We start from the raw sequence: 12,604 nt of genomic DNA, 5'->3' as shown, positions 1-12,604 counted from the left end.
GTGTTGATGACCCGGATTTCCTGCACGTCATCGTGGTATTGAGAGATGAAGCTATTGACGAACTGGGTGAACCGCCGGGGGTCGTGGGTGGTCTGAGAGACGATGCCGACCTTGTTCCAACGGCGGACCGTCATAGCGTCGAAGCGGGCCTCCGTAGCCGCCAGGGCCTGCCCGTTGGCCCAGCCGAGGACGCCCCGCACTTCCACGTGGTCCTTGTCGCCGAAGACCAGGACAAAGAAGCCCTGGTTCGCCAGGTCGCGGACAGCCTGCTGAACGTTGCGGACGAGAGGACAGGTGGCGTCAACCGTCTGAAGCCCGCGCGCGCGGGCCTCGTCATAGACCTTTTCGCCGACTCCGTGGGCGGTGAACATCACCTTCGCGCCATCCACGTCGTCGAACTTGTCCACGATGCGGACACCCTGCTGTTCCAGCCGCTGCACGACCTGGGTGTTATGGACAAGGTCGCCCAGGGTATCCACCTTGCCGTATTGCCTGGCCATCTGCTCCGCCGTTTTGATGGCGTGCCGGACCCCGAAGCAAAAGCCCAGGTCCTCGGCCTTGATGATCTGCACTCGATGCGCACTCCCACATCGCGCCGCTGACGCGGCGCTTCGTGCCATTCTATACCAGCACTCCCAATGCGTCAAGGACAGCCGCTATGCGCCGCCTTCGGCAACGCGCTTATGTCACGCTGCGACGCCCGGCTCAGCCAGCCCTGTACTTCTGTAGCAGGTTCCGCGCGATGACCAGCTTCTGTATCTCGTTCGCGCCCTCGCCGATGATCATCAGCGGGGCGTCCCGGAAGTAGCGCTCCACCGGGTAGTCCTTCACGTAGCCGTAGCCGCCATGAATCCGCATGGCCTCGAAGCTGACGCGCAGGCACATCTCGCTGGCGAAGAGCTTGGCCATGCCCGCCTCCAGGTCCGCGCGCTCGCCCGCGTCCTTCTTGCTCGCGGCGGCGTAGGTGAGCAGGCGCGCCGCCTCCAGCTCCGTCGCCATGTCCGCCAGCTTGGTCTGGATGATCTGATGCTGGGCGATGGGCTTGCCGAAGGTCTGCCGCTGCTGCGCGTAGCGGATGGCCGCCTCGAAGGCGGCGGTGGCGACGCCCACCGCGCGCGCCGCGATGTTGATGCGCCCGACCTCCAACCCGCTCATGACCTGCTGGAAGCCCTCGCCCTCGCGGCCGCCCACCAGGTTGGCGGCGGGACAGCGGAAGTCGTCGAACATCATCTCGCAGGTGTCCAGCCCGCGGTAGCCGAGCTTGTGGAACTCCTTGCCCACGGTGAAGCCCGGCTCGCCCTTCTCCACGATGAAGCAGGACATGCCCTTGTACGGAGGGTTGGCCTTCGTGTCCGTCTTGGTCAGCAGCGCGAAGGCGTTGCCGTGGAGAGCGTTGGTGATGAGGGTCTTGCGCCCGTTGATGACGTAGTCATCGCCGTGGCGGACAGCGGCGGTCTTGATGGCCTGCACGTCGGAGCCGCAGTCCGGCTCGGTGAGGCCGAGTCCTCCGCGCTTCTCGCCGCTCGCGAACTTGGGCAGGAGGCGGCGCTTCTGCTCCTCCGTGCCGTGTTGCGCGACAATGTGGCACATGATGAGGTGGGAGTTGAGGATGCCGGAGACAGACATCCAGCCCTTGCATATCTCCTCGATGACCAGGGCGTAGGTCACGAAGTCCAGGCCCATGCCGCCGTACTGCTCGGGGATGATACACCCGAAGAGGCCGAGCCGCTTCATCTTCTCGACGACCTCGAACGGATAGCGGTCGCCGTGCTCGTACTCCATGGCGATGGGCAGGATGTCGCGCTTCACGAAGTCGCGGACCATCGCCACGACCTGCTTCTGGGACTCGGTGAGCGACATTACCACGGGGGGGGGCCTCCACGCTACGCTATGCGCTCATTGGGACGTTAGCAACGTTCGGAATGCTTCGGGGCGGGTGATTTCACACTTCACACACGTTTCCACTCCATATCCGACCTTGTCCGGATACAGCTTACTTTGGCCGAGAGCTATAGTGATTGCTGTGCCGCTATTGGAATCAGGGAGTACCTTCCAGATACAGGCCTGATGGTCGAACAATATGAAGCGGTCTAACGGCGCGCTCTCATGCGACCAGCTTACGGCCAATCGGCTGCGCCCTATTTGGAAATACTCAACTCTACCTTCTGATGAATACTCGAAAAACTTGTAAAAGGGAACCATCATTTCGACTGGAGCTAGAAGCCTGTCGGGAGTTAGTTTCAAGTGTTCTAGCTCCTGAATATAGTCTACAAGTACCTGAAATTCCGGATGTGAACGGGATAAGACTTTGGTGTTTGGAGAACTTTGGCCGACCTGTTGAATAATAGCCTCGTGTAGGTAGCGTAGCTCTTGCCCAGCAATCCACCGGCCTACACCTCTAAAGTAGCCATCCCATGCAAACTTTGGGTCGTTAAAGTCTTGCAGTTTTATCAGAGCCCAGAGCTCGATACGCTCGAAGCCCAAAGCTTCCATACGGCTGAGGACTTGTGTCACTGGCACTAGATAACGAAGCCGAGTGGCCTCCAAATAAGACTGAAGAATCGTCCCCTTGTACTTCTCAACGCGCCCACCATCAAGCTGGCCAACATTAGCGCTGAGCTCCTGAATATATCTGGTTCGCCGATCCTCCGCTTCTAAGCCCTTTGCCTCCGATTCCGCTGGCTGAATGGCAGAGGCTCGGGAGACGTACTCTGGAAGCTTTCTGGCAAACTCTAGGCATCGAGCGTCAAACTCGGCGGCGCTCCAGTCTAGCCTTACAAAGGGGCCTAGCACTACAAGGACGGGTGCTCGGTCCAAACTTGCGACTACTATAGGCTTTTTGTGTTTAATCGCATACTCAATCTCCATCTGTTGACCATAAGAGAATGAGCTTCCTTTAGTGCAAATGAAGAACATCAAATCTGTGCTGAATGCAATTTGCTCAGAAATTTGCTTCCAAACGCGATCAACGGGGTTGTTGTCATGGGGCCACAAATACGGGTCGTGTCTGCTAGAGCGAAAAAACTCCTTTGCCCGGCGGGCGCAGTCCTTGCCGTCATCGCCAGCATAACTGATAAAGATTCGGAGCTTTTTCTCGTATGTCATAGAGTCTCGTGCGAGTCATGATTACGAGCGGGCACTTGCCTACGGAAGGGTTGGTACCCCCAAGGAGATTCGAACTCCTGTTGACGGCTTGAAGGGCCGTTGTCCTGGGCCTCTAGACGATGGGGGCACGCGACACAGCCCAGTATAGCAGATAGAGGACGGGAGACGCCGGCCCTTCGACAGGCTCAGGGTGAGCGGCCCGTTTCGGTAAGCGCCCTACGGGTACAGCGCGAAGGCGTCTATCCCCGTCGTCTCCGGCAGGCCGAGCATGAGGTTCATGTTCTGCACCGCCTGGCCCGCCGCGCCCTTCACCAGGTTGTCCAGGCAGCTCACGACGATGATGCGGCCCGTCCGCGTATCCAGCGTGGGGTGAATGAGGCACATGTTGTTCCCCAGCGTGAGCTTCGTCCCCGGCGGCGCGTCCACCACGCGCACGAACGGCTCGCCCTTGTACGCCTGCCGGAACAGCTCCATGAGATGCTTCTTGCCCGCGGCGTCCGGCGTGATGCGGCGGTCGGCGGGAAAGGCGTAGCACGTGCTCAGAATGCCGCGCGTCATGGGAATCAAATGGGGGATGAAGGTGATGCGCGGCTCGTACCCCGACCGCAGCGCGGCCAGCTCCTGGGCGATCTCCGGCATGTGCCGGTGCCCGTCCAGCCCGTACGCGGCGACGTTCTCGTTGGCCTCCGCGAATTGGAACTTCACGTCCAGCGCGCGGCCCGCGCCGGAGACGCCCGACTTGCTGTCCACGATGACGTCGGCGGTGATCAGCCCCTCGCGGGCGAGAGGCGCGAGGGCCAGGATGGCGCTGGTCGGATAGCAGCCCGGATTGGCGACGACGCGCGCTTTCTTGATCTGCGGGCGGTACAGCTCCGTCAGCCCGTACACCGCCTCCTTGACTAGCTCCGGCGCGGGGTGCTTCACCCCATACCACTGCTCGTACACCGCCAGGTCCTTCAGGCGGAAGTCGGCGCTGATGTCCACGACGCGCACACCCTTCTCGACGAGCGGCGCGACGCGCAGGGCGCTGTCCTTGTGCGGCAGCGCGGAGAAAACGACGTCCACGGGCGTTGCAATGTCCGCCTCAATGGTGAGGTCAATGTCCGCGAGGTGCGGGAAGAACTGGCCGAGCTTCTGCCCGGCGGCGCTGCGGCCCGTGACCGCCACCAGGCTCACGCCGGGGTGACGCGCCAGGATACGCGCCAGCTCCACGCCCGCGTAGCCCGTGACGTTGATGATGCCGACCCGTGGCTTGCTCATACGCGCCTCCAGACAGAACGACAAAGCTCAGTATAGGTCACGCGCGACGAAATACGCAAGGGAGAGAGGTGCCCCCCAGACTCTCCGACGGGGACTCCGTCCCCTGCGCCCCTAATGAGGACAATGCCACATGCTATGTCATTCCGAGTCCTTCCTTTGAAGGACGAGGAATCTCCCCAATAGGTCCTCGCGGGGGAGACCCCTCGCGAGTTTACCCTGAGCACGACGAAGGGCTCGGGGTGACAGAACATAGGCTGTGATTCTAAGCAACGCGAGGAATCTACGCTGCCCTGCCAATCGTCGAACGACAAAAGCGCAATGTTCGCGCTACCGTTCGTCGCGTTTCTTCTGCGTCGTCCGCAGCGTGCTGCTGGGACAGCCGTTCTCCAGGACGCACGCCTCGCAGCGGGGGCGCTGGGCCTTGCACACGCGGCGCCCGTGGGTGATGAGGTAGATGTGGAACGGCAGGTACAACTCCGGCGGCGTCAGCTCCTCCAGCACGTCGTGCGCCTGGTCCGCCGTGCAGCGCGCGGACAGCAGCCCCAGCCGCTTCGCCACGCGGTGGACGTGGGTGTCCACCACCATCGCCGGCTTGTCCAGCGCGAAGAGCAGCACGCATCCCGCAGTCTTCGGCCCGACGCCGGGTAGCTGCAGTAGCCACGCCCGGGCCTCCCGCACGGACATGTCCCGCAGAAAGTCCAACTCCAGACGGCCACGCTTGTCCTTTATCGCCTGCAAAATGGCTTTGATGCGCGGCGCTTTGACGCGGGCCAACCCGCCTGCCCAGATAGCCTCCGCCAGACGATCGGAGTCGGCCTCCAGGACATCCTCCTACGCGGGAAAGGCGGCCCGCAGGCTGGCGCAGGCGCGCGTGGAGTTGGCGTCCGAGGTGTGCTGGGAGAGGACGGTGTAGACCAGCTCGGACACGGGGTCCCACCGGCGCGGCGCGGTGACAGGCCCATACTCCGCGCTCAGCCGACGCATGATCTCCGCGACGGTCAGGGACGGCCGTCCGGCCCGTGCGACGGGTCTGCGAGTAGCGGGCGACCGTTTTGAACTGCGTGGCATTCGCGCCTCGTGTCCTTCCGGGCTATGACAGAGACGCCAGTCTAGCACGAGGCCGTAGGACGCACAACGGACAGACGCCCCTGTCGGCCCCCAAAGGCTTTTGCTATAATGCGGGGCAAGCCCATTTTTCGCTACGTCTTTCCGTGTTGAGGCTTTGAATATGGCGGAGCTACGCGACCGTATTGAGGCCGCGCTCAAGGGACACCGCGCCGATTACATCGAGGTGCGGGTTGAAGAGGCGGAGGGTTCCCGGATAATCTACCGAGGCCGGGACCTGGAGGACATTGGCCGGACTACCACCCTTGGCGGGTGCGTCCGCGCCATGGTCAAAGGCGGCTGGGGGTTCGTCAGCTTCAATACACCCACCGGCTTGCGCGACAAGGTGGCGCTGGCCGTGCGCCAGGCCCGCCTCGCCAGCTCGGAGGCCATCCAGCTCGCCCCCGTGGAGCCTATCGTGGACATCGTGCCGCCTTTCATCGGCAAGGTGAACCCGCTGGATGTTCCCCTGCCCCGCAAGAAAGCGCTGCTGGACGAGTACAACGAGATCGTCTGGAGCACTCCAGGCGTCACTACCTCCATCATGGGCTACTCCGACAGCCAGCGTCGGATTGCCTTTGCGACGTCCGAAGGCGCCTACATCGAGCAGCACAAGGTTGACGTCTCGTTCCGCCTGTCCGCGATGGCCCGCGCCGACAGCGACGTTCAGCAAGCGGCCATCAGCATCGGGTCCAACGGCGACTTCACGGTCGTCCAGGGCATCCAGGCGCAGGTGAAGGAAGTCGCCGAGAGGGCCGTGGCCCTGCTGAAGGCCCCCTACGCAAAGGGCGGCGAACACACCGTGGTTCTTGACCCCATCCTGGCGGGCGTTTTCACCCACGAGGCCTTCGGCCACCTCTCCGAGTCCGACTTCCTGTATGAACACGAGGAGATGAAGAAGATCATGGCGCTGGGCCGGAAGTTCGGCCCGCCCATGCTGAACATCGTGGACGGCGCGGCGGTGCCCGGCCTGCGCGGCAGCTTCAAGTACGACGATGAAGGCGCGCCCTCCACCAAGACGTACCTCATCAAGGAGGGCTATCTTGTAGGCCGCTTGCATTCGCGGGAAACGGCGGGCAAGATGAAGGAGAGCGCCACGGGCAACGCGCGGGCGCTGGACTTCCGGTTCCCGCCCATCGTCCGCATGACGAACACCTACATCGAGCAGGGGAAAGTCAGCTTCAACGACATGATTTCGGACATCAAGCTGGGCGTGTACGCGCGCAACTGGTACGGCGGCATGACCAGCATGGAGCAGTTCACCTTCTCGGCGGGCGAGGCGTACATGATTCGCAACGGCAAAGTCGCCGAGATGCTGCGCCCGGTCATGCTCTCCGGCAACGTCTTCGCCACCCTTGAGCACGTTGAGGCGGTGGGCAACGACCTGCACATGAACCAGGGAGGCGGTTGCGGCAAGGGCGGCCAGATACCGCTCCCCGTCTCCGACGGCAGCCCGCACATCCGCATCGGCAACCTTCTGGTGGGAGGCAAGTGAACGTGCTGGAAGGTCTCCTGGAGAAGGCGAAAAGGGTCGCGGAGCAGGCCGAAGTGTTCCACGTCTCCCAGAAGGAGACGCCGGTCATCTTCGAGGCCAACCGGCTGAAGCTGCTGCAGAGCCGCGAGACGGAGAGGATCATTCTGCGCCTGGTCAAGGACGGGCGCGTTGGCGTCTCTTCCACCAACAACCTCAATGACCAGGATGGGCTGCTCCAACGCACCTTGGAGGTGGCGCCCTACGGCGCGGAGGCCAGGTTCACTCTCCCCGGCCGAGTGGAATACTCCTCTGTGGATGGCTACGACCCCGCCGTGGAGAAGGTAACTATCGAGGAGATGGTGCAACTGGGCCAGTCTATGATTGACCGGGTGCGCCGCGAGCACGACGGCCTCCAGTGCGAGGCGCGCGTGACGCGGGCCGTGGCCACGGTAAGCATCATGAACAGCAACGGATGCGCCGTCAGCTACATCAAGAGCGTCTGCGCCATGGCCTTGGAAGGCAACCGCGTGCGCGAGAACGACATGCTCTTCGTCGGCGACCACGAGGTCTCGCCGCACCCCATTCTCGACCACCGGAGGCTTACGGACACAGTCCTCCAGCAACTGGAGTACGCCCGCGAGACGGCCCCCGCGCCGTCAGGGCCCGTGCCCGTCGTCTTCTCGCATGATGCCGTCGCACAGGTCTTCGAGCCTTCCCTGGCGATGGCCCTCAACGGCAAGACGGTGCTCCAGGGAGCCTCGCCCCTGGTGGACAAGCTCGGCCAGAAGATATTCGACCAGGGCCTGACCCTGTGGGACGACCCCATGTACCCGGACTGCGCGGGAAGCCGCATCTGCGACGACGAGGGCATGCCCAGCCAGCGCATCATGCTGGTGGACCACGGCGTCCCCAAGCAGTTCCTGTATGACTTGCAGACGGCGGGGCTGGCGCGCACCCGCAGCACGGGGAGCGCTGATCGTGGGATGGGCAACGTGCCATCCCCCGCGCTCGGCGTCCTCATCGTCGAACCGGGCGGCACGCCCTACCAGGACATGCTCGCGGACATCCCCGACGGCCTGCTGGTGGAAGGACTCCTGGGCGCCGGCCAGACCAACGTGGTCGGCGGCGATTTCAGCGGCAATGTTCTGCTCGGCTATAAAATAGAGAAGGGCCGGATCGTTGGGCGCGTGAAGAATACCGTGGTCGCGGGAAACATGTACCAGGTCTTGAAACAGGGCCTGGCGCTCTCTCGGGAGCGCAAGTGGGTGGGAGGCGCCCTCCTGACGCCGGCTTTCTGCTGTCAGGGCGTCTCGGTCTCCACGAAGGGCTAGAAAGAACGATGGTCCTGGAGCATTACCTCACCGAGCTTCAAGACGCCAACACGCCGCTCAGTACGGCGCGGCTCATTCACGTCTCCGCCATGACGTCGGAGGAGGTTGAGTGTTTCCGGCGTAGCTGGGTGACGCTTGACATCGAGCGGCGGCGACAGGTACTCTCGCGCCTTATTGATCTGGCGGAGGACAACGCCGACCTGGACTTCGCCGCCGTCTTTCGCGTGTGCCTGCAAGACCCTGACGAAGACGTCAGGGAGAAGGCCATAGCGGGCCTGTCCGATTCCGAGGACCGTTCCCTCATTGACCCACTCATCACGCTGATGCTGAACGACCCCAAGGAGCGCATACGAGCGGCCGCGGCCGTCGCCCTGGGGCGCTACACGATGCTGGCGGAGCTGGGGAAGCTCCTGTCCCGGGACGGACCCAAGCTGGAAAAAGCGATGCTCACGGTCATTGAGAACGGCGCAAAGGCCCCCGAGGTCCGCCGACGCGCCATCGAGGCGATCGGCGCCTTCTCCAACGTCCCGCGCGTGAAAGAGATCCTGCGCAATGCCTACAACAGCCCGGACCCCAAGCTGCGGGCCAGCGCCCTTTTCGGCATGGGCCGCAACTGCGACCAGCAGTGGCTGCCCATCCTGGTCCAGGCCCTGTCCAGCGAGGACCCGGAGCTGCGCTGCGAGGCGGCCGGCGCCTGCGGCGAAACGGGCGAAGAGACAACCGTCCCGTACCTTATCCCTCTGGCGCGCGACGCCGACGCCCAGGTGCGCGACGCCGCCATCCAGGCGTTGGGCTCTATCGGCGGGCCGACCGCCAGGAAAGCCCTGCTGCAACTCCGCCAGAGCACTAGCCCGCACATCAGGGAGGCCGCGGAGGAAGCCCTGCAAAAGCTTGAGTCAGAGGAAGACCCGCTTGACCCTGGTAGTTTCTAGACCGCGGACGAGCCGCTTTCCGCCGCCTCCCTGTCAAAGACGAGAGCCGCCGCACCCACCAGGCCCGCGTCATCCCCCAGCGCCGACGTGACCAGCTTCAGCCGCCTGCGCATGACAGGCATTGCGTGTGCCCTGACGTAGAGCTCGGTCACGGGCCGCAGCAACGGCCAGTCGCGGCCCACCCCTCCCCCAATGATGACGAGCTCCGGGTTGAACACGTGGGCAAGGCTCACGATTCCCACTCCCAGGTCCCGGGCCACCTCCTTGAGCAAGGCGCAGGCGACCGCATCCTTCCCGCGGGCAGCCTGAGCAACCAGAGCCGCGTCCACCCTGTTCAGAACGCCGCCCGTCATCTCCCGAAGCAAGCTGGGCGCGCCGGCAGCCAGCTTCTCCCTGGCCCGTCGGGCGATGGCGGTGCCGGACGCAATCGCCTCCCAACAGCCTATGTTGCCACAGTTGCAACGCGGGCCGTTCCGATCAATGGTGATGTGACCCAGCTCGCCGCCGTAGCCCCAGGCGCCTTCCAGCAGTCGCCCGCCAGTGATGACGCCGCCGCCGATGCCGGTGCTGAGAGTGAGATAGATGACATCGCTGGCGCCCTGCCCCGCTCCGTAGCGGTGCTCGCCCAGCGCGGCCAGATTGCCGTCGTTGCCCACGTAAACGGGCAGGCCCAGCCCGGCGGCCCACTCCCCCTTCAGGGATACGCCATCCCACTCCAGAAGATTGGGCGGATGGTGCAGTGTACCGGTGCGCGAGTCAACGGGGCTTGCGACGGCGGCGCCTAGTCCGCAAACGCTGCCGCGCTCGGATTCCGCCAACACCGACCGGACGGCCCTGTCCAGGCGGCCAAGGCCCGCCCCCGGCGTCCGAGGCGTGGAGAACTCTTCCTTGCGCTCTACCACGCCATCACGACGGACCAACGCCACCCGGCAGCGGGTGGCGCCAAGGTCTATGGCTAACGCGCGTTTCCCGTCCAGCGCCACGCCCTCCGAGCAAATCCGCGCGCAGTATAGCATGGAGGCTCCCCTAGCCACACCGGCGGGTTCCCGCTAGAATCAGAACGTTGCGCCAGCGCGGGCGCTGGCGACGGCCAGACATGACGAGGCAGACCACGTATGTCCCCGCGCTACCATTTCGCAACGGTAACCCACCTTGCGGCAAGCGCCCAGGGCGCGCCGGGCAACCGCGCCTTTTTCCTGGAGGTTGGGCAGGGAGAGCGATGGGTACGGACATGGCTGGAGAAAGCAGTGCTCCAGGCCCTCGCCGAGGCCATTGACCAGACCCTGGCCAAACTTGCGGGGAAGACGTTCATGCCCCAGCCTTCGGCCAGGGCGCCGCGTCAGGGAAAACCCCGAGAGGGCGCGCCCACCGGCGAGTTCCGCGTGGGGCGCCTGGCGATGGGCTACAACGAGACCACCGGCCACCTGGTGCTTATCCTGCACGAGGAGGATACGCAGGAGGACGGGCCGCCCACCCTGGAGTGCGGCGCCACCCAGGAACAGATGCGCGCCCTCAGCGGCCATATCAGAGCAATCGTCGCCGCGGGCCGCCCCCCCTGCCCGCTCTGCGGCGGCGCCTTGGACCCCACCGGCCACGTGTGCCCCCGGCACAACGGCTACCGCACGGCCACCGGCCCGGACAAACTGGAGTGACCATCCACGTCCTGGTGCTCTACGACAGCCGTGGCCGTCTCATCGGGCCGCTGGCCCAGGGCATGGCGGAGGGCGTGGCCCCCCGCACAGCGGGGCGCGCCGTGCTTCGGACGGTTTACGAAGCATCCCGCCAGGACCTGGACCGCTGCGACGCGCTGGTGCTCGGCTCGCCCAACTGGAGCGGCGTCACGGGCAAGCTCAAGCTGTGGCTCGACTCCCTGGGAGACCTGTGGGAGGACGCCTCCTTGGCGGGCAAGGTGGGCGCGGCCTTCGCCGGCGGGCCTCCCGCTCCGCGGGCATCGAGTTCACGCTGCTGACGCTCATTCACTGGATACTGGCCAACGGCCTGATCGTCGTGGGGCTGCCGCCGCAGCGCGCGCGCACGGCGTGGAACTGCCGGATGGAGACCTCCGGCTCGTACTACGGCGCGACTGGCTCCGGCGCGGTGAACGCGGACGACGTGGAGCAGGCCCGGGCGCTCGGGGAGCGCGTCGCGCGAGTCGCGGTGCGTCTGGCGCGGAAGCGCGATTAAGAGTGACCGCTGACCGTACAGCGGAATAGGCTGGCCGCCCCTCATTGCTTTGTCCGCTCCCAACGGGACCAGTCGGATGCTCAGCTTGCCGCACACCCCGCGCCTTGACAACGTGGCTCGAATATGTAAAATACGGTGCACACATCTTCCGTCCGGCCAGGGGTCACGCCTGGCGCAGCGGCAAGTCCCCTAGTGCACAAAGGAGGTCCTATGAACCATAAGCCCAGGACTGTCAAGTTGCTCGCGTGGATCGCTCCGCTCTTCGGAGCGCTTGTGCTGGTGGCCGCGTCCTGCGCCCCCGCCGCTGCCCCGCCTGCGGCGCCCGCCGCGCAGCCTCCCAGCGCGCCACAGCCCACGCGCGCGGCGACTCCGCCCACTCCCGCCGTGCGGGCGCCCGCCCAGGCGGACAAGCTCGTCATCGCCCTGCCTTTCCCAGGTTTCAACACCTTCGACCCCATCCTGGAGACATCCGACCGCAAGTTTGACATCGAGTACCTGTACGAGTATACCGTCGGGACGGCGGCGGACGGCAAGCTGACCACGGATACGGGCCTGGCCTCGGAGTGGAGCCAGTCCGAGGACGGCAAAAGCTGGACGTTCAAGCTGAAGCCCGGCAGCATGTTCCAGAATGGGGAGGAGGTCACCGCGGACGACGCCAAGTTCTCCCTCGACCGTCTGGTCACCGACAAGCGCGCGGTTGTGACCTATGTCTCCCTGTTCAAGGCGATGATCGACAAGGTAGAGGTGAAGGACAAGTACACCTACACCGTCTCCACCAAGGGCACCCAGGCGCTGCTGCCCCACTTCCTGTCTCCGTTGTCCATCAGCCTTGAAGGCATGGTGGTGTCCAAGAAATACTTCGACCAGGTCGGCGAAAAAGACTTCGCCGCCAAGCCCGTGGGAAGCGGCCCCTACAAGGTCGTCTCCAACGACCCCGGCCAGAAATTCGAGTTTGAGTCGGTGGGCAAGCACCGCATGATGGCGAACCCGCCCGCGAAACGCCTGGTGTTCACCAACGTCAAGGAGCCGACCACGCGCATCGCTCTGCTGCGGACGAAGGAAGCGGACATCGCGTCCATACCGCTCGTGAGCAAGAAAGAGGTCCAGCAGGCCGGCATCCGCACCTTCAGCAAGCCGGAAGACTTCTTCTCCACCATCCACATCCACGCACAAGACCCTAAGTACCCGGTCAGCAACAAGCTGGTGCGGCAGGC

At 64.4% G+C, this 12,604-nt stretch carries 14 protein-coding genes and 1 tRNA gene; 7 read left to right on the top strand and 8 right to left on the bottom strand.

Annotated elements, in window-relative coordinates; translation table 11 throughout:
- The 7 genes from Q7T26_10925 to Q7T26_10895 form a co-directional block, all read right to left on the bottom strand.
- Positions 1 to 572 (bottom strand): 4-hydroxy-3-methylbut-2-enyl diphosphate reductase (locus Q7T26_10925; GenBank protein ID MDO8532653.1); only part of this gene is annotated, 572 nt, incomplete at its 3' end.
- A gap of 133 nt (positions 573 to 705) precedes the next feature.
- Entirely contained in the window at positions 706 to 1,860 is a 1,155-nt protein-coding gene (locus Q7T26_10920; GenBank protein ID MDO8532652.1) for an acyl-CoA dehydrogenase family protein, read from the bottom strand.
- A gap of 36 nt (positions 1,861 to 1,896) precedes the next feature.
- On the bottom strand, positions 1,897 to 3,105 hold the full coding sequence (locus Q7T26_10915; GenBank protein MDO8532651.1) for a toll/interleukin-1 receptor domain-containing protein: 1,209 nt from the start codon (positions 3,103 to 3,105) through the stop codon (positions 1,897 to 1,899).
- Positions 3,106 to 3,156: 51 nt separating this feature from the next.
- Positions 3,157 to 3,232: transfer RNA gene (locus Q7T26_10910), tRNA-Glu, on the bottom strand.
- An 89-nt stretch (positions 3,233 to 3,321) separates the two neighbouring features.
- Positions 3,322 to 4,365: an N-acetyl-gamma-glutamyl-phosphate reductase gene (gene argC, locus Q7T26_10905; GenBank protein ID MDO8532650.1), complete on the bottom strand. Its 1,044-nt coding sequence runs from the start codon at positions 4,363 to 4,365 to the stop codon at positions 3,322 to 3,324.
- 327 nt (positions 4,366 to 4,692) lie between these two features.
- Complete coding sequence (locus Q7T26_10900) at positions 4,693 to 5,187, bottom strand: hypothetical protein (protein MDO8532649.1); 495 nt, start codon at positions 5,185 to 5,187, stop codon at positions 4,693 to 4,695.
- A 9-nt stretch (positions 5,188 to 5,196) separates the two neighbouring features.
- The gene (locus Q7T26_10895; GenBank protein ID MDO8532648.1) at positions 5,197 to 5,433 is read right to left on the bottom strand and encodes a hypothetical protein; all 237 of its coding nucleotides are present in this window, start codon (positions 5,431 to 5,433) and stop codon (positions 5,197 to 5,199) included.
- 160 nt (positions 5,434 to 5,593) lie between these two features.
- On the opposite strand from Q7T26_10895, the gene Q7T26_10890 reads away from it, so the two are divergent.
- Genes Q7T26_10890 through Q7T26_10880 form a run of 3 tightly spaced genes read left to right on the top strand, consistent with a single transcriptional unit; the run spans position 5,594 to position 9,206 of the window.
- Positions 5,594 to 6,964 (top strand): TldD/PmbA family protein, encoded by a 1,371-nt coding sequence (locus Q7T26_10890; protein ID MDO8532647.1) that lies wholly within the window; start codon positions 5,594 to 5,596, stop codon positions 6,962 to 6,964.
- Positions 6,965 to 6,966: 2 nt separating this feature from the next.
- Positions 6,967 to 8,274 carry a metallopeptidase TldD-related protein gene (locus Q7T26_10885; GenBank protein ID MDO8532646.1) on the top strand — a complete coding sequence of 436 codons (1,308 nt, stop codon included), beginning with the start codon at positions 6,967 to 6,969 and terminating at the stop codon, positions 8,272 to 8,274.
- Between the two features lie 8 nt (positions 8,275 to 8,282).
- Positions 8,283 to 9,206, top strand: coding sequence for a HEAT repeat domain-containing protein (locus Q7T26_10880; protein ID MDO8532645.1), 924 nt, complete (start codon positions 8,283 to 8,285; stop codon positions 9,204 to 9,206).
- On the opposite strand, the gene Q7T26_10875 is transcribed toward Q7T26_10880, so the two are convergent.
- A complete protein-coding gene (locus Q7T26_10875; GenBank protein ID MDO8532644.1) occupies positions 9,203 to 10,222 on the bottom strand; it encodes an ROK family protein in 1,020 nt (339 codons plus the stop codon). The two genes, Q7T26_10880 and Q7T26_10875, sit on opposite strands and share 4 nt — an antisense overlap.
- A 99-nt stretch (positions 10,223 to 10,321) precedes the next feature.
- Between Q7T26_10875 and Q7T26_10870 the strand changes: the two genes are divergently transcribed.
- The 4 genes from Q7T26_10870 to Q7T26_10855 all read left to right on the top strand — a co-directional run.
- Positions 10,322 to 10,858 carry a DUF3090 family protein gene (locus tag Q7T26_10870; GenBank protein MDO8532643.1) on the top strand — a complete coding sequence of 179 codons (537 nt, stop codon included), beginning with the start codon at positions 10,322 to 10,324 and terminating at the stop codon, positions 10,856 to 10,858.
- A complete protein-coding gene (locus Q7T26_10865) occupies positions 10,855 to 11,175 on the top strand; it encodes an NAD(P)H-dependent oxidoreductase (GenBank protein ID MDO8532642.1) in 321 nt (106 codons plus the stop codon). The genes Q7T26_10870 and Q7T26_10865 overlap by 4 nt, the downstream gene beginning before the upstream one ends.
- Positions 11,088 to 11,390: a hypothetical protein gene (locus Q7T26_10860; GenBank protein ID MDO8532641.1), complete on the top strand. Its 303-nt coding sequence runs from the start codon at positions 11,088 to 11,090 to the stop codon at positions 11,388 to 11,390. Before Q7T26_10865 ends, Q7T26_10860 begins: the two co-directional genes overlap by 88 nt.
- A 210-nt stretch (positions 11,391 to 11,600) precedes the next feature.
- Positions 11,601 to 12,604: ABC transporter substrate-binding protein (locus Q7T26_10855; protein MDO8532640.1), on the top strand; the 1,004-nt coding region annotated here is incomplete at its 3' end.

The sequence above is a fragment of the Dehalococcoidia bacterium genome, from assembly GCA_030648205.1.
Classification (GTDB): domain Bacteria; phylum Chloroflexota; class Dehalococcoidia; order JAUSIH01; family JAUSIH01; genus JAUSIH01.
The sequence above is the reverse complement of the archived record's forward strand: the minus strand, read 5'-3'. Positions and strand labels throughout refer to the sequence as shown.